General features: G+C 71.3%; 15 protein-coding genes and 1 tRNA gene. 10 read left to right on the forward strand and 6 right to left on the reverse strand.

Annotation, left to right across the window (positions count from 1 at the left end; all coding sequences use genetic code 11):
• The first annotated feature begins 63 nt into the window (after positions 1 to 63).
• The 6 genes from ACFQUZ_RS19410 to ACFQUZ_RS19435 all read left to right on the forward strand — a co-directional run bounded on the left by ACFQUZ_RS19410 (position 64) and on the right by ACFQUZ_RS19435 (position 6,914).
• Complete coding sequence (locus tag ACFQUZ_RS19410) at positions 64 to 1,344, forward strand: cytochrome P450 (protein WP_377444090.1); 1,281 nt, start codon at positions 64 to 66, stop codon at positions 1,342 to 1,344.
• 143 nt (positions 1,345 to 1,487) lie between these two features.
• Positions 1,488 to 3,344, forward strand: coding sequence for a M48 family metallopeptidase (locus ACFQUZ_RS19415; RefSeq protein WP_377444092.1), 1,857 nt, complete (start codon positions 1,488 to 1,490; stop codon positions 3,342 to 3,344).
• 66 nt (positions 3,345 to 3,410) lie between these two features.
• The gene (locus ACFQUZ_RS19420) at positions 3,411 to 3,773 is read left to right on the forward strand and encodes a YciI family protein (RefSeq protein WP_377444094.1); all 363 of its coding nucleotides are present in this window, start codon (positions 3,411 to 3,413) and stop codon (positions 3,771 to 3,773) included.
• Between the two features lie 224 nt (positions 3,774 to 3,997).
• The gene (gene pyk / locus ACFQUZ_RS19425) at positions 3,998 to 5,446 is read left to right on the forward strand and encodes a pyruvate kinase (RefSeq protein ID WP_377444096.1); all 1,449 of its coding nucleotides are present in this window, start codon (positions 3,998 to 4,000) and stop codon (positions 5,444 to 5,446) included.
• A complete protein-coding gene (locus ACFQUZ_RS19430; RefSeq protein ID WP_377444098.1) occupies positions 5,443 to 6,324 on the forward strand; it encodes an acyl-CoA thioesterase in 882 nt (293 codons plus the stop codon). Before pyk ends, ACFQUZ_RS19430 begins: the two co-directional genes overlap by 4 nt.
• 71 nt (positions 6,325 to 6,395) lie before the next feature.
• Entirely contained in the window at positions 6,396 to 6,914 is a 519-nt protein-coding gene (locus ACFQUZ_RS19435; RefSeq protein WP_377444100.1) for an RrF2 family transcriptional regulator, read from the forward strand.
• Positions 6,915 to 7,115: 201 nt separating this feature from the next.
• Here the strand turns inward: ACFQUZ_RS19435 and ACFQUZ_RS19440 are convergent, their stop codons facing one another.
• From ACFQUZ_RS19440 to ACFQUZ_RS19450, 3 genes are read right to left on the reverse strand one after another with little or no spacing between them, the layout of a single operon-like run.
• Positions 7,116 to 8,606, reverse strand: coding sequence for a pyridoxal-dependent decarboxylase (locus ACFQUZ_RS19440; protein ID WP_377444102.1), 1,491 nt, complete (start codon positions 8,604 to 8,606; stop codon positions 7,116 to 7,118).
• 57 nt (positions 8,607 to 8,663) lie between these two features.
• Positions 8,664 to 9,668: an LLM class flavin-dependent oxidoreductase gene (locus ACFQUZ_RS19445; RefSeq protein ID WP_377444104.1), complete on the reverse strand. Its 1,005-nt coding sequence runs from the start codon at positions 9,666 to 9,668 to the stop codon at positions 8,664 to 8,666.
• A gap of 8 nt (positions 9,669 to 9,676) precedes the next feature.
• Positions 9,677 to 10,210 carry a MarR family winged helix-turn-helix transcriptional regulator gene (locus tag ACFQUZ_RS19450; protein WP_377444106.1) on the reverse strand — a complete coding sequence of 178 codons (534 nt, stop codon included), beginning with the start codon at positions 10,208 to 10,210 and terminating at the stop codon, positions 9,677 to 9,679.
• 109 nt (positions 10,211 to 10,319) lie between these two features.
• Here ACFQUZ_RS19450 and ACFQUZ_RS19455 point away from each other — a divergent pair, with 109 nt between their 5' ends.
• Together ACFQUZ_RS19455 and ACFQUZ_RS19460 are read left to right on the forward strand one after the other, a co-directional pair.
• Positions 10,320 to 10,976: a hemerythrin domain-containing protein gene (locus ACFQUZ_RS19455; RefSeq protein WP_377444108.1), complete on the forward strand. Its 657-nt coding sequence runs from the start codon at positions 10,320 to 10,322 to the stop codon at positions 10,974 to 10,976.
• 10 nt (positions 10,977 to 10,986) lie between these two features.
• Positions 10,987 to 12,417 carry an MFS transporter gene (locus ACFQUZ_RS19460; RefSeq protein WP_377444110.1) on the forward strand — a complete coding sequence of 477 codons (1,431 nt, stop codon included), beginning with the start codon at positions 10,987 to 10,989 and terminating at the stop codon, positions 12,415 to 12,417.
• Between the two features lie 58 nt (positions 12,418 to 12,475).
• Here ACFQUZ_RS19460 and ACFQUZ_RS19465 read toward each other — a convergent pair whose 3' ends face one another.
• From ACFQUZ_RS19465 to ACFQUZ_RS19475, 3 genes are all read right to left on the reverse strand, one after another.
• The gene (locus tag ACFQUZ_RS19465; protein ID WP_377444112.1) at positions 12,476 to 13,225 is read right to left on the reverse strand and encodes a transcriptional regulator; all 750 of its coding nucleotides are present in this window, start codon (positions 13,223 to 13,225) and stop codon (positions 12,476 to 12,478) included.
• Positions 13,226 to 13,272: 47 nt separating this feature from the next.
• Positions 13,273 to 13,434 (reverse strand): hypothetical protein, encoded by a 162-nt coding sequence (locus ACFQUZ_RS19470; RefSeq protein ID WP_377444114.1) that lies wholly within the window; start codon positions 13,432 to 13,434, stop codon positions 13,273 to 13,275.
• A gap of 419 nt (positions 13,435 to 13,853) precedes the next feature.
• Positions 13,854 to 13,929 (reverse strand) — tRNA-Leu (locus tag ACFQUZ_RS19475).
• 109 nt (positions 13,930 to 14,038) lie between these two features.
• Between ACFQUZ_RS19475 and ACFQUZ_RS19480 the strand changes: the two genes are divergently transcribed.
• Together ACFQUZ_RS19480 and ehuB are read left to right on the forward strand one after the other, a co-directional pair.
• Entirely contained in the window at positions 14,039 to 14,677 is a 639-nt protein-coding gene (locus ACFQUZ_RS19480; protein ID WP_377444342.1) for an ANTAR domain-containing response regulator, read from the forward strand.
• A gap of 623 nt (positions 14,678 to 15,300) precedes the next feature.
• Positions 15,301 to 16,152: an ectoine/hydroxyectoine ABC transporter substrate-binding protein EhuB gene (gene ehuB, locus ACFQUZ_RS19485; RefSeq protein ID WP_377444116.1), complete on the forward strand. Its 852-nt coding sequence runs from the start codon at positions 15,301 to 15,303 to the stop codon at positions 16,150 to 16,152.
• The last annotated feature ends 12 nt before the right edge of the window (positions 16,153 to 16,164 follow it).

Consider the following 16,164-nt stretch of genomic DNA (forward strand, 5'->3'; position numbering starts at 1 on the left):
GCGCCTGCCCCGGACGACCGCGCGAGGCGGTTTCGTTCCGGTGCGCCGGGGAAGGAGATCGCCATGGCGCCCTTCCCCACCGTCGACAGCAGTCTGCCGCTGGCCATCGAGGGATACGGCTGGTTGCCGAACCGGCGTCGCCGGGCGGACGGCGACATGGTCCGGACCCGTCTGCTCGGCCAACCCGCCGTCGGGATCTGCGGGCCCGAGGCGGCCCGGTTCTTCTACGACGAGAACCACATCCGGCGGCACGGCGCCATCCCGGAACCGGTCCAGGGGACGCTTTTCGGCAAGCGCGCCGTGCACACGATGGACGGATCGGCACACCGGCGGCGCAAGGAACTGTTCGGACTGCTGATGGACCCCGCCGGCATCACCCGGCTGGTCGACCTCACGACCGCGGCCTGGGACGTCGCGGTGTCGAGTTGGGCTGGTCGGGACGAGGTGGTGCTCTTCGACGACGTACCTCGGGTGCTCACCCGGGGGGTCTGCCAGTGGACCGGGGTGCCGCTGGAGGAGGGCGAGGTCGGACCGCTGGCGGCCGACCTGATGGCCCTGGTCGACGGCTTTGCGACCGCCGGTCCCCGGCACTGGCGGGCGCGCCGGGCCCGTGGCCGGCTGCAGGACCGTCTCGGCGCGCTCGTCGAGGCGGTGCGCGACGGCCAGACCGAGGCGCCGGCCGACTCCGCGCTGGCCGCGGTCGCCGCGCACCGGGACCTCGACGGTTCGCCGCTGGACCGGGAACTGGCGGCAGTCGAACTGCTGAACGTGCTGCGACCCACGGTGGCGGTGACCTGGTTCGTCACGTTCGCCGGTCACGCGCTGCACCGGTGGCCGGAGCACCGGGCCCGGCTGCGCTCGGGCGACAGCCGCTTCGTCGAGGCATTCACCCACGAGGTACGTCGGTTCTATCCGTTCGCGCCGTTCGTGGGCGGCACGGCCGTGCGGGACCTGACCTTTCACGGCGCCCCGATCCCGGAGGGCGCGATGGTCCTGCTCGACCTGTACGGCCAGAACCACGACCCGGACCTGTGGCCCGACCCGTACGCCTTCCACCCGGATCGGTTCGTCGACCGGGCGGTCGGGGAGTTCGACCTGGTGCCGCAGGGTGGCGGCGATCCCCGTACCGGACATCGCTGCCCCGGCGAGAAGATCACGGTGGCGCTCCTGTCGGCGCTTGTCGTCCGCCTCGCCCGGCTCGACTACACGGTGCCGGAACAGGATCTGTCGATCCCGCTGCACCGGATCCCGACGCTGCCCCGCAGCGGCGTCCGGATCACCGATGTCCGGCCGGCCGACCGACCCGGCCCCGCAGGCCACTCGGTGATCGGATCCCCCATCTGAGTGCCGTACCGGGCCACCGTTCGACCCGGAAGGTGCGACCGGTCTTGTTCCTCGGTCGGCGAGGCGATACCTTCCGAACGCTTCGGGCGGGACATGCCTGGAGACCCGGCTGAACGACGTCGGGTAACGGGGGAGGAACACTCATGACCGTCGCGCTGCGCGCGGCCATCTCGGTCGCCATGCTTGCCGGCTTCTACCTTCTGGCGCTGGGGCAACTGGCCGCCGGAATCGCCTTGGCCATCTGGATCGGGTCGGTCACCACCGGGGCGCTCGCCGCCAAGGTCGGCATCGCCGTCTTCCTGGCCACCGTCTGGGCCGTCGGCTACGGGACCTGGAAGGCGGTACGCGCCAAGATCGAACCGCCCCGCGGACTGCCGTTGCGGCGCGACGTCGCGCCGCAGCTGTGGGGGATGGTGGACGACATCGCCCGGGTGGTGGGTACCCGGGCACCGGACGAGATCTACCTGGTTCCGGACGTCAACGCCGCCGTGTCGGAACACGCCAAGCTCATGGGGCTCGTCGCCGGCAAGCGCTACATGCTCATCGGCATGCCGCTGCTGCAGGCGTTCAACGTGGCCCAACTGCGCTCGGTGCTGGCGCACGAGTTGGGCCACTACTCCGGGCGGCACACCAGGTGGGCGGGCATCTCGTACCGGGGCCGGGAGGCGATGGGCCGCACCATCGGTTACATCGGGTCGGGCAATCTGGCCGGCTGGATCTTCAAGCAGTACGGGAAGCTCTTCGTCGTCGTACACAACGCCGTGGGACGCCAGCAGGAGATCGAGGCGGACCAGGCGTCGGTCCGGGTCGCCGGCCGGGAGGCCGCCGCCAGCGCCCTGCGCGAGATCCGCGTGCTCGGCGCCGCCTTCGCCTTCTACCTGCGGCGGTACGTTGGTCCCGGACTGGAGTTCGGGTACGCCCCGGACGACCTGTTCGGCGGCTTCCGTGAGCTGTTGCGCGCCCGGGGTGACGAGATCGCGGAACTGCGGAGCCAGCAGCCCGAGGAGACGCGGTCCCGCTGGGACACCCACCCGCCGCTGTCCGTCCGGCTCGCCGCGATCGCCGCGTCCCCGGCGGTGCCCGCGTTCGTGGACGACCGGCCCGCCTGGACGTTGATCCCCGCGCCCGATCGGGCCGGTCGAGCCCTCCAGGAGCGGATCCTCACCGGGGGGCAGCACACCGTCCTGCCGTGGGACACGTTCCTGCCCGCCACCGCCACCGCCGACCTGCAGTCGAACGTGGACGACCTGCTGCGGACCCTGTCCCGGGCGGTCGACCAGCCGGTGCCGCACGTGGGGGCGGTGCTCGACCTGATCGGGGCCGGCCGGCTAAACGACCTGGCCCGGCCGGTCTTCCCGCAGGCCACCAGGGAGGAGGCGGGCAAGCTCTTCGCCGAGCCGCTCGCCGCGCTGCTCAGCCTCGCCGCGCTGCGCTCCTCGGCCGCCTACTGGCAACCGTCGTGGAGCGGGCCGATCCGGCTGCTCGGCCGGGACGGGGCAGACCTCGACCTCACCGGCACCGCCACGCTGGCGCTCGATCCGGTCACCCAACCGGAAGCCCGGCGCCGGCTCGCCGCGCTGGGCATCGACCCCACCGCGGCCCGGCACGTCCAGCAGCGGGTGGGGACCGAGAAGTCGGAGGTGCACGGCGCCGTCGTCACCATGATCGTCGGTGGGAAGCGCACCGACGTGTTGATCCTCAGCCACGGGCTCCTGCTGATTCCGGGCATCGCCAGGTACAAGACCGGCATGGCCAAGCGTCGGGTGGCCAAGCTGATCGAGTCCGGACAGTGGCGGCAGCAGCTCACCGCCGAGGGCAGCCGCTTCATCCCGTACGAGGAGATCGTCGCGGCGCCGCTGGTGCGCAAGTTCCCTCCGAAGTACGAGCTGACCCTGCACGGCGGAGAGCGGCTCGAGATCCGGTGGGGTGGCCAGACCGACCAGCTCGGCGACAGCGGCACCCTGCTGGCCCAGGCGCTGGCCCCCGCCGCCGCGGGCTGAGCGGGCCCTCGGCGCGGGACGCGTGAACCGGCCCGACCGGTGGCACCGGCGTGGGACGCTTCCGACATGGTCGACACACCGCGGGTGGACTACGCGCTCGACACGTACGAGTGCATCGTGTTCTATCCCGGTCCGGCCGGACGGGCGCTGCGTACCGAGACCGCCCGCCGGCTCCAGGCCGAGCATTCCCGGTACCTGGACGCGCTGCGTGACCGGGGAGTGCTCCTGGTGGCCGGGGCGGTCGACGGGCGGGCCAGGCACCCCGACCCGCCGTGCGGTTTCGGGCTGAGCCGCACGGGTTCGGTGGATGACGTACGGATGTTGGTGGAGGCAGATCCGGCGGTGCGGGCCGGGCTGTACCGGGTGGACGTGTTGACCTTTCTGGCGCCGGCCGGTTCGCTTGTGTTTCCGGCCGCCCCGGAGGGTTGACCGATGGCGCGGTCAGGCGGATCCGGCGGGGTCCGCGGGACCGTCCGGCCGGACGGCGGGCGGATGGTTCGCGGCGGTACGCTTCCGGGTGCGGTCAGCGCTGCCCGCGCAACGTTCCCGGCGTGCCTGCCGACGGCCATCCAGTCGCCGTCGGACGTTGGACAAACGTTCCCATTTCCGACGGGGGTCGGCCAGTGGGTCGATCTGGGGGAGAGACTAGCCTGATGGGCGTGACACGCCGCGCGAAGATCGTCTGCACACTCGGTCCGGCCACCTCGTCACCGGAGCGGATCCGGGGCCTGGTCGAGGCGGGTATGGACGTGGCCCGGCTCAACTTCAGCCACGGCAGCCACGCCGACCACGAGCAGGTTTACCACCTGGTACGCAAGGCGGCCGAGGTCACCGGGCACGCGGTCGCCGTCCTCGCCGACCTGCAGGGGCCGAAGATCCGGCTGGGCCGGTTCGCCGACGGCCCGCACGAGTGGCGGACCGGTGACTCGGTCGTGATCACCAGCGACGACATTCTCGGCACCCGGGACCGGGTCTCCTGCACGTACCGGAAGCTGCCGCAGGAGGTCAAGCCGGGTGACCGGTTGCTCATCGACGACGGCAAGGTTGCGGTCGAGGTCAGCGCGGTCAGCGAGAACGACATCCGCTGTCTGGTCACCGAGGGCGGGCCGGTCTCCAACAACAAGGGTGTCTCGCTGCCGAACGTCGCGGTCAGCGTGCCGGCCATGTCGGAGAAGGACACCGAGGACCTGCGCTTCGCGTTGCGACTCGGCGTCGACCTGGTGGCGCTGTCGTTCGTCCGATCCGCCGAGGACGTCAAACTGGTCCACGGGATCATGAGCGAGGTGAACATTCACCGTCCGGTGCTGGCCAAGGTGGAGAAGCCGGAGGCGGTCGACAACCTGGAGGCCATCGTCGCGGCGTTCGACGGGATCATGGTGGCCCGCGGCGACCTGGGCGTCGAGCTTCCGCTCGACCAGGTGCCGCTGGTGCAGAAGCGGGCCGTGCAGCTGTGCCGGGAGAACGCCAAGCCGGTAATCGTCGCCACCCAGATGCTGGACTCGATGATCGAGAATTCCCGCCCCACCCGCGCCGAGGCGTCCGACGTGGCGAACGCGGTCCTCGACGGCGCGGACGCGGTGATGCTGTCCGGCGAGACCAGCGTGGGGAAGTACCCGATCCTCACTGTCAGCACGATGGGCAAGATCGTGGCGACCACCGAGTCGGGTTCGATCGGGGTGCCCCGACTGCAACACGACCCCCGGACCCACGGTGGCGCGCTCACCTCGGCGGCCTCGGCGATCGCGCGGAACATCGGCGCGAAGGCGCTTGTCGCCTTCTCCCAGACCGGCGACACCGTGCGCAGGCTGTCCCGGCTGCACTGCGATCTGCCGCTGCTGGCCTTCACCCCGGTGCCCGAGGTCCGGGCCCAGCTCGCCCTCTCCTGGGGGGTGGAGACGTTCCTCATGCCGTTCGTGGAACACACCGACGACATGTTCCGCCAGGTTGACCAGGCACTGCTCGGCCTGGGCCGGGGCAACCCGGGTGACCTCGTGGTCATCGTGGCGGGCAGCCCGCCGGGCACCCCGGGCTCCACCAACACCCTGCGCGTCCACCAGCTCGGTTCGCTTGTGGACGCGGCGGCGGCCCGGGCGCGACGATGACCGGTGCCGTTCTCGTCGGCCAGGCCGCGGTCGACCAACTGCTCGACGTGCTCGACCTGGCGCCGGTCGACGAGACGACGTTCCGCGGGATGAGCCCGCCCGTCGGGCCGCAACGGGTGTACGGGGGCCAGGTCGCCGGCCAGGCCCTGGTGGCGGCCGGGCGGACCGTCGAGCCGGACCGGTTCGTCCACTCACTGCACGGCTACTTCGTCCGACCCGGCGACCCGGCCGAACCGATCACATACCAGGTCGAGATCATCCGCGACGGCCGGTCCTTCTCGGTCCGGCGGTCCGTGGCGCTCCAGCACGAGAAGCCGATCTTCTTCATGTCCGCCTCGTTTCAGCGGCAGGAGGAAGGGCTCGACCACCACGCTCCCACGCCGCCCGACGTGCCGCCGCCGGACGAGGTGCCGACGATGGCCGACCGGCTGGCCCGGTACCCGGAGCGGCTGGGCATCTGGGGGCAGATCCCGCGCCCCATCGACGTGCGCTACGTCGGCGAACCGGGCTGGGTGCGTCCCGGCAGCCGGCCGGCTGACCCGCACCAACGGGTCTGGATGCGCATCGACGGCAAGCTGCCCGACGACCCGCTGCTGCACGCCTGCGCGCTGACGTACGCCTCCGACCTGACCCTGCTCGACTCGGTTCTGTCGGTGCACGGCGAGGTGTGGGGGCCCGGTGGTGTGGTGGGGGCGAGCCTGGACCACGCGCTGTGGTTCCACCGACCGTTCCGGGCCGACGAGTGGTTCCTGTACGACTGTTGGAGCCCGTCGGCGTCCGGCGCCCGGGGCCTGGCCACCGGCCGGATGTTCACGCTCGACGGTCGGCAGATCGCCAGCGCTGTCCAGGAAGGGCTGCTGCGCCGGGTCGGTGGCTGACGTCACGACTAGACGATCATGTTGACGGCCCCGGGACCGGTGGCCCGGGTCCGTGGGGCTAGCCTTGCGCTATGCGCCTTTCCGCCCGGGTCGACTATGCGTTGCGTGCCGTCGCGGAACTCGCCGCGCAGTCCAGCGCCCTGGTCGGCGACGCCGGTCCCGACACCGGCCGGGGCCGGGCGGGTGCGCTGCGCACCGGGGCACGGCGGCTGGTCACGGCCGAACAGATCGCCCGGGCACAGGAGATCCCGCCGAAGTTCCTGGAGAGCATCCTGCTCCAGTTGCGGCGGGGTGGGGTGGTCCAGGCGCAGCGCGGGCCGGAGGGTGGCTACTGGTTGGCCCGGCCCGCCGAGCAGATCTCTCTCGCCGACGTGATCCGGGTGATCGACGGGCCGCTGGCGAACGTGCGCGGCCAGCGTCCCGAGGAACTCGGCTATCGCGGTGCGGCCCGGTCCCTACGGGACGTGTGGATCGCGCTGCGAGCCAACGAACGGCAGATCCTGGAGCTGGTCACGGTGGCCGACGTGGCGGCCGGGACGCTGCCGTCGCGGGTCACCGAGCTGACCGCCGATCCCGAAGCCTGGGTCTGACCCCGCCGATTCATTCGCCCTCCAGCGTCTGGTGTCCGGCGTTTCGGTGTCCGGCGTTCCGGTGTCCCGCTGCCCATGTCGCGCCGGCCCCTGTCGAAGCGGTCCGGACCAACGGGATGGCGCGCACACACGGTTGGGGGTGGCCGGAGGCGGTCATGGTGCCGTGGCCGTGGCGGGGTTGGCGATGGGTCGGCGGACGCGCTACGCCGCCGCCTTACCGTCGAGCAGATCCGTGGCGGTGTCCCGGATCCGCCGCCAGGCATCTTCGACGGTCTCCCGGGTGGTGGCGGGCGCGCCGACGGCCAGCCGCAGCGTGTACCGGTCGCGCACCCTGGTGTGCGTGAGATAGATCCGGCCGGTGGCGTTCACCCTGGCCAACAGCTCGGCGTTGACCCGGTCGGTGTCGGTGTCGGTGTCGGTGTCGGCCGCCCCGGTGGACGGCGAGCCGTCCCGCAGTCGGAAGCAGACCAACGAGAAGGGGTGCGGGGTGACGATCTCGAACCGGTCGTCGGCGCGCACCAGGTCGGCGAACTCCGCGGCGAGGCCGACGCCGGAGCGGATGTGGTCCCGCAGCCCCTCGACGCCGTACCAGCGCAGCACGAACCACAGCTTCAGCGCGCGGAACCGCCGGCCCAGCGGCACCTGCCAGTCCCGGTAGTCGACGACCGCGCCCGAGTCGCTTGCCGCGTTGCGGAGGTACTCGGGGAGTACGGTCAGCGCGGCCACCAACTCGGCGCGGTCGGCCACCCAGAACGCGTCGCAGTCGAACCCGGTGAGCAGCCACTTGTGCGGATCGAAGCAGTACGAATCGGCGTACTCCAATCCGGCGTGTGACCAGCGCAGCTCCGGGCAGACCGCCGCCGAACCGGCGTACGCGGCGTCCACGTGCAGCCAGATCCCGTACTCCCGGCACAGCTCGCCGATGGCCGGCAGCGGGTCGATCGCGGTGGTGGAGGTGGTGCCGATTGTCGCCACCACGATCGCCGGCAGGACCCCGGCCGCCCGGTCGGCCTCGATCGCGGCGCGCAGCGCGGCGGGATCCATCGCCAGGGTGGCCGGCTCCACCGCCACCGGATGGACCCCGTCGGCGCCGAGCCCGGCGATCCGGGCCGCCTTCTCGATCGACGAGTGGCCCTGGGTGGACGCGTAAACCCGGTAGCGACGGTCGACGCCGGCCTCCCGCCACCGACCACCGCTGGCCCGGTGCAGGGCGGCCAGCACGGCCACCAGCGTCGCCGAGGACGCGGAGTCCTGGATCACGCCGCCACCGGCGGAGGTGGACCGGAACCGCGCCGGCAGGTCGAGCGCATCGGCCAGCCAGTCGAGCATCACGATCTCCACCTCGGTGGCGGCCGGGCTGGTCGCCCAGAGCATGCCCTGGACGCCCAGGCCGGCGCTGGCCAGGTCGCCCAGCACGCTCGGCCCGGAGGTGTTGGCCGGGAAGTAGCCGAAGAACCCGGGATGCTGCCAGTGCGTCACTCCGGGCAGGACGACCCGGTTGAGATCGTCCAGCAGGCCGGTCAGGCCGTCGCCACGCTCCGGCGGACCGGCCGGCAGCCGGGCCGCCACGGCACCCGGCGCCTCGCTCGGCGTCACCGGGCGGCCGGGCAGCCCGGCCCAGTAGTCGGCGATCCAGTCCACAAGCGCGTGTCCGTGCCGGCGGAACTCCTCGGGATCCATGTGCGTGGCCATGGCACCAGTTGATCAATGGAGGTGGGGTCCGGGCAAGCGGACACGTCACCTCCGTGGTCAGCGGGGCAGGCCGCCGGCCACCGTCTCGGCGATCAGCTCGAAGGACCGGATCCGGTCGTCGATGTCGTACACCATGGTGGTGAGCATCAGCTCGTCGGCGCGGGTGGCGGCCAGCAGGTCGGTGAGCTGCCGCCGGACGGTGTCGGGCGAGCCGTACGCCTGGCCTTCCCGGCGCTGCGCGCCGAACTCCCGCTCGGCCGCGCTGTACGGGTACGCCGCCGCCTCCTCCGGGGTGGGCAGCGGCTGCGGCCGGCCGGAGCGCAGCCGCAGGAACGACAGCATCCCGGGACCGGCCAGCCAGTCCGCCCGCCCGTCGGTGTCCGCGCAGATCGCGTTCACCGCCACCATCGCGTACGGGGCGTCGAGCCAGCGGGACGGGCGGAACGACTCCCGGTACAGCGCGAGCGCGGGCAGCGTGTTCGCGGCGCTGAAGTGGTGGGCGAACGAGAACGGCAGGCCGAGCAGCCCGGCGAGGCGGGCACTGAACCCGCTGGAGCCGAGCAGCCAGATGTCCGGGCGTTGGCCGCGGCCGGGGGTGGCGGTGATCGGCCCCGGGTCGTCGCCGGTGAAGTAGTTGATCAAATCGGCCAGCTCGGTGGGGAACCCCTCGGCGGACAGCCCCTCCATGGTGCGGCGCAGCGCCAGCGCCGTCATCTGGTCGGTCCCCGGTGCTCGGCCGATACCCAGGTCGATCCGTCCCGGGTGCAGGGCCTCCAGGGTGCCGAACTGCTCGGCGACCACAAGCGGCGGGTGGTTGGGCAGCATCACCCCGCCCGAACCGACCCGGATCCGGGTGGTGGCGGCGGCGAGGTGGGCCAGCAGTACGGCCGGCGCGGAGCTGGCGATGCCGGGCATGTTGTGGTGCTCGGCGACCCAGAAGCGCCGGTAACCGAGCTGTTCGGTGCGCCTGGCCAGCTCGGTGGTGTGCCGCAGGGCGTCACCGGCGGTGGCGCCGGTGGCGACGGGGGCGAGGTCGAGGACGGAGAGCGGTACGTCGATCACACCTGGGATCAACTCAGCGGGTGGGGTTTTGTTCCACCCGGGGCATCATGCGGTAAGCGACTGCTGAGGTCCTCGTCCGACCGGGACCGGGTCCGGACCGCATGGTGTTCCCGGATCCGCGCCAGCAGCGCGACAAGCTGTCCGCGCTCCGCCGGGTCGAGGGGGGCAAGCAGCTCGTCCTGGATCCGGCTCACCTGCTTCTCCAGCTCGTCGAGCTGCCGGTGACCGGCCGGGGTGATGGTAATGATGTTGCGCCGTCGGTCGGCCGGGTCGGGGGACCGGACCACGAACTTCCGGTCGGCGAGTTCGTTGATCGCGGCCACCACGTCGCTGAGGTGGATGGCGCTGCGCCGGCCGAGCTGGGCCTGGCTGAGCGGCCCGACCTCGGCGAGGGTGGCCAGCAGCCGGTAGTGGTACGGGCGGGCGTCGACGGTGGCCATCGCCTCGGTGAGTAGCCGGTATCCGTACGCCGCGGACTGCGACATCAGCCAACTCGGCAGGCCCCTCATCCGGGCCGGGGGCGCGGCGTCCGGCGACTCCATGTGATCAGCCTAACAACGTCATTGGCGCGACTAGCGATTGACTCAATCATTAGTAGGACTAACGTTAGTGATATAAACATTAGGTCATCGAACGATTGGAGTTCGACCCATGAGCGGGACCGGCCACCGGCTCGACATGACGATGATGTACACCTTCCACGACGCCCTGCGGCGCGACCTCGACCGGCTCGCCCGGATCACCGCCCGCGCCGACGACGATCCCCGGCAGCTCCTGCGCTCCGCGCTCGGCTGGCAGCTGTTCACCACGTACCTGCGGGTGCATCACACCGCCGAAGACATCGCGGTGTGGCCCGCGATGACCCGCGCGCTCGCCGGACGACCCGACGATCTCGCCCTGCTCGACGCCATGGAAGCCGAGCACGCCGCGATCGACCCGCTGCTCGCCGCCGTCGACGCGGCGCTGGCCGACCCGGAAGCCGGTCCCGAGCGCCTCGCCGCCGCCGTCGACGCCCTCCGCACCGAACTCACCGGACACCTGCGGCACGAGGAGACCGAGGCGCTGGCCCTGATCGACGCCACCCTCACCGACCAGCAGTGGGCTGACTTCGGCGCCGAACACCGCGCCCGGATCGGCGACGACCTCCCCCGCTATCTGCCCTGGGTGCTCGACGAGGTGGATCCCGCCACCGTCGAGAAGGTCCTCGACGGAATGCCCGCGCCGATCCGCGAGGCGTACCGAACCCAGTGGCGCCCGGCCTACGCCGACCTGCGCGCCTGGTCCACCACCGCGTCCACCGGCCACTGAGGAGCCCCGGATGTCGTCATCCACCCCGACCACCACCACCGCCACCACCACCGCCCCACCCGAGCGCAGGCTGGGCGCCGCCCTGGCCGTCATCGCCACGGCACAACTCATGCTCGTGCTGGACGGCACCATCACCAACGTCGCCCTGCCGCGCATCCAGCGGTCCCTCGACCTCGCCCCCGCCGACCTGAACTGGGTGATCACCGCGTACGCCCTGGCCTTCGGCGGGCTGCTGTTGGTCGGGGGGCGCGCTGGCGACCTGTTCGGCCGGCGGCGGGTCTTCCGGCTCGGCCTGGTCGTCTTCACCGTCGCCTCGCTGCTCGGCGGACTCGCGCCGAACGGGACGGTGCTGATCGCCGCGCGGGCGCTGCAGGGCGTCGGTGCCGCCATCGCCGCGCCGACCGCGCTGTCCCTGCTGACGACGACGTTTCCCGCCGGACCCGGCCGGGTCCGGGCCCTTGGCGTGTACGGCGCCATGGGCGGGTTGGGGTCGGTGGTGGGACTGCTCCTCGGCGGTGCGCTCACCGAGTACCTGAGCTGGCGCTGGGTGCTCTTCGTGAACGTGCCCATCGCCCTCGCCGTGCTGGCCGGCACCTCGGTGCTCGTCGAGGGCGAACGGGACCGGGGGTCCGTCGACCTGCCCGGTGCGATCACCGCCACGCTCGGTCTCGGCACGCTCGTCTACGCCATCACCCGGACCAGCACCTCCGGCTGGGCCGATCCGGTGACCCTGCTGCTGCTCGCCCTCGCCGCCGCCGTCCTGCTCGGCTTCCTGGCCATCCAACGGCGAACCCGCGCGCCCATGCTGCCCGCCCGGGTGCTGCGCGACGCCGGTCGCGCCGGTGCCAACCTGGTCTTCGTCCTCACCGGTGCCGGTATGTTTGCCACCTTCTATTTCCTCACCCTCTACATGCAGGTCGTCGAGGGCTACGGCGCGATGCGGGCCGGACTGACGTACCTGCCGTTCGCGCTCGGCATCGGCCTCGCCGCCGGTGTCATCGGGCCGCGGCTGCTCGCTGCCACCTCACCTCGGGCGGTGACCGTCGGGGGGTTGGTGCTCGCCTCCGTCGGCATGGGATGGTTCAGTCTGCTCGCCCCGGGCAGCCACCCGATGACAGTCCTGCTGCCGGCGCAACTCGTCGCTGGCGTGGGTCTCGGGCTCACCTTCGTCACCGCGACCGTCGTCGGTATCCACGGCGTCCCGTCAGGCGACGCCGGAATCGCCTCTGGGCTGCTCAACACCAGCCAGCAGATCGGCGGCGCGGTCGGCCTGGCGGCCCTTGCCGCGCTCGCCGCCGCCCGGACCGGCAGCACCGCCGCCCCCGAGGCGCTCACCTCCGGGTACGCCGCCGCGTACCTCGCCGGCGCGGCGTTGTACCTGATCGCGGCGCTCGTGGCGGCGACCACCTTCGGCGGCGGGCCGGCGCGACGGCCGGCCTGACGGCGGCCTGACGGCGGCGCGGCGCCACGGCGGGCGACATGGCGCGGGCCGTCCCGGATCAGGTCTTCGGACCGACGTACCGGTCCAGGGCGGCCACCGCCCCCCGGCGGGCCACCGAGAGCGAGGTGGGTCGGTTCATCCGCCAGGCGATGCCGAGCGCGTCCAGGGACTCCTGGCACAGCCGCATGATGTCCGTCGACAGGTTCACGAACATGTACCGCGGATAGACGTAACTCTTACCTCGAACCGTCACGGTGTTTGCGAACCGGGCGCCGTCGGAGTGGAACAACCCGCGCAGGAAGTCGCCCGCATGGCGATCGACGATGGGTTGCTGCCAGTCGGTCAGCGCGATGGCCCGCTCGTGCTTCTTGCCGGGGCCGTGCTGGGGCAGCAGACATGGCCAGTGCTTGCCGTAACTCTGCACCGACACGCAGCCCACCTGCGGGACCCGCTGGACCGACCCCGCCAGCACCGCGCGCATCGCGGACTCGCATGCGTCAATGAGACCCGGCCACCGCTCCGCGCAGGATATCCGTAGCACCGGCACCCGGACCCGGGTGACCAGATGGCCGTCACCCAGATAGAGCCCGAGCAGGTAGGCGTAGGTTGCCGCGTCAGGCGGCGGTGCGGTGCCCGGATGACACCGGAAGCAACGCGCGGCCGTGCCACGGACAGCGGGGGCGACGCGCCCGTGGCACCAGTCCCACACCGTGCGGTAGGGAAGCCCGACCGACCTGGCGGTGGCGGAGACGGTCCGGCCGGACAGGTACAGCCGGCGCGCCCGGTCCCTGACTTCGGGGGAGTGCACCAAGCAATCATCGAACGGCCGTACGACAAGAATCGTCCAGACCCGGGTCAGGTCTTGGGGCCGACGTACCGGTTTAGGGCGGCGACCGCCTCCCGGCGGGCCACCGACAGCGAGGTGGGTCGGTTCATCCGCCAGGCGATGCCGAGCGCGTCCAGCGACTCCTGGGGCAGCAAACACGGCCAGTGCTTGCTGTAGCTCTGCACCGCCACTCAGCCGACCTTCGTGACTCGCTGCACGGCCGTTGCCAGCACCGCCCGCATGGCAAGATCGCACTCTCGGTAATGCCGGGCCAGGAACTCGCGCAGTAGATCCGTAACACGGGAACCCGAGCCGACGTGACGAGATGGCCGTCGCCGAGGTAGAGACCGAGCAGGTACGCATACTTGGCTGAATCGATCGGCCCGGCCGGCGAGGGATGGCACCGGAAGCATCGGCTGACGCGGTGCCGGGCAGCCGCCTCCGGGCGATCGTGGCACCAGTGCCGGACAGTTGTGTATGGCAGCCCGAACTCATTGGCGACCTGTGCCACCGTGTGACCGGCGAGAAACCGGGCCCTGGCTCGACGCCCGAGCCTGGGTACGACGATTCGTCACCCTCGACACGCCGAGCGGATGCGCATCGCCGCTGGTGGTGCCCCCGGTGGGATTCGAACCCACACTGTCGGAGGTTTGAGCTCCGTCTCTCTACCGTTGGAGTACGGGGACATTCGTGCCGGAACGGCGGTCCGGCCGGGTCAAGACTACCTACTAGGCTAAGGTCGGCGACACCCGGTTCGGGTTCGCGGTGGTGGCGATTGTGTGGGGGTACGGGCTCGTGGCCGAGACGCAGGCGGGAGCGGAGCGCCGACGGGTGCTCATCGCCGAGGACGAGGCGCTGATCCGGCTGGATCTGGCTGAGATGCTCGTCGAAGAGGGCTACGACGTCGTGGGTGAGGCTGGCGATGGGGAGACCGCCGTCCGGCTGGCCGAGGATATCAAGCCGGACCTGGTGATTCTCGACATCAAGATGCCGATCATGGACGGCCTGGCCGCCGCCGAGCGGATCGCCGCCGCCCAGATCGCTCCCGTGATCATTCTTACCGCGTTCAGCCAGCGCGACCTGGTGGAGCGGGCCCGGGCCGCGGGCGCGATGGCGTACCTGGTGAAGCCGTTCCAGAAGAGCGACCTGGTGCCGGCGATCGAGATCGCGTTGTCCCGGTACGCCGAGGTCGCGGCGCTGGAGGCCGAGGTGGCCAGCCTGACCGACCGGCTGGAGGTCCGCAAGACGGTCGAGCGGGCCAAGGGCGCGTTGATGACGGCGTACGGCATGACCGAGCCGCAGGCGTTCAAGTGGATCCAGCGGACGGCGATGGACCACCGGATGACCATGCGGGACGTGGCGGACCGGATCCTGGCCGAGGACCTCGCGGCCGGCTCCGCCAGCACCGCCGACGGCGCCCCCACGGTGGGTTGAAGCCCGCGTCATCCCGCTCTGTACGGCTCAAGTGGACGGGGCCGTCCGCGTTCTGCGACGGCCGTTCGTACGACCGTCGTACCCCCGTCCGGTCATGCCGCCGCCGGGGGGCTGGTCGGCGGCCCTGCTCAAGCCGGTAAGGTCAAGTCCGCGCGGCGGGGTTCCTGCCGCGCCAACGGTGGGGTTCCCACCGTTCCCCCCGGCGGGGTTCCGCCGTGCGGTGGCTGGCCGGCGTCCGGGAGACGCCGCGATGACGCGTGGCCGCCCTGTGCACGTGGTGCGAGGCGTTGCCGGCGTTGAGCGTCGTCGTGGTTTCGCTGTGTAGCGATCCGGTTGGGGTGGGCGTCCAGTAATCGACTGAAATCCCATCGCTGTTCACCTATTAACGCTGGTCAAGAGCAACTTGACCCAGCCTCGACCGGTGGTCTTCGGCCGCGCGCCTGCGAGTGCGGAGAGTGATAAAGGTCCGATCACAATAGGCGAGCATTTTTTAGTTTTTACCGGTCTTGTGACTATCGTCGGGCACCCGGACCCCCGGCGAAATACCTGGAAAGGGAATAGCTGTGGCACTCAACCGAGGAACATCTCGACGAGATCTTTTTCGACTCGCTGCCGCGGCCGGTGTGGCGGCGACCTCCACCGCTCTGCTGGGCTGCTCGCGCACCGAGCCGAGCGGTACCGGCGGCGACGCCGGCGGTGCCGGCAACCTGTTGGAGCAGGCGAAGGAGCGCGGATATCTCACGGTCGGATTCGCCGGCGAGGCGCCCTACGCGTACCAGGACGGTGGTGAACTCACCGGTCAGGCGCCGGCCGTGCATCGGGAGATCTGGAAGGCGCTCGGCATCGACGAACTGCGCGGCGTGCAGGTCGAGTTCGGCCAGCTGATCCCGGGTCTGAACGCGAAGCGGTTCGACGTGGTCGCGGCCGGCATGTTCATCCTGCCCGAGCGGTGTGCCCAGGCGCAGTTCTCCGAGCCGGTGTACGTGGCCCCGCAGGCGTTCCTGGTGCCGAACGGCAACCCGCAGCAGATCACCGACTACAAGTCGGTAGCCAGTTCCGGGATCACGCTGGGCGTGATGCCGGGCGCCGTGGAGGGCATCCACGCCAAGAAGCAGGGCGTCACCAAGCTGGTCGAGGTGGCCAGCCAGCGGGACGCGCTGTCGGCGCTGAAGGCGAATCGCGTCCAGGCCTTCGCCCTGACCTCCATCTCGCTGCGCAACATGCTGGAGCAGGAGCAGGACTCCGGCCTGACGCTTACCGAGCCGTTCACGCCGGTGATCGACGGCAAGGAGCAGCTCGGCGCTGGCGCGGCGGTGTTCCGCAAGGAGAACAACGCCATGCGCGAGGCGTTCAACGGGGAACTGGCCAAGCTGAAGGAGTCGGGCAAGCTGCTGGAGCTGATCCAGCCGTTCGGCTTCGGCCCGGAGACGATCCCACCGGCCGACCTGACCACCGAGAAGCTCTGCCAGGGCTGACCCGGGACAGTC

The organism is Plantactinospora sp. GCM10030261 (assembly GCF_042666615.1).
In the GTDB taxonomy this organism is placed as follows: domain Bacteria; phylum Actinomycetota; class Actinomycetes; order Mycobacteriales; family Micromonosporaceae; genus KBS50.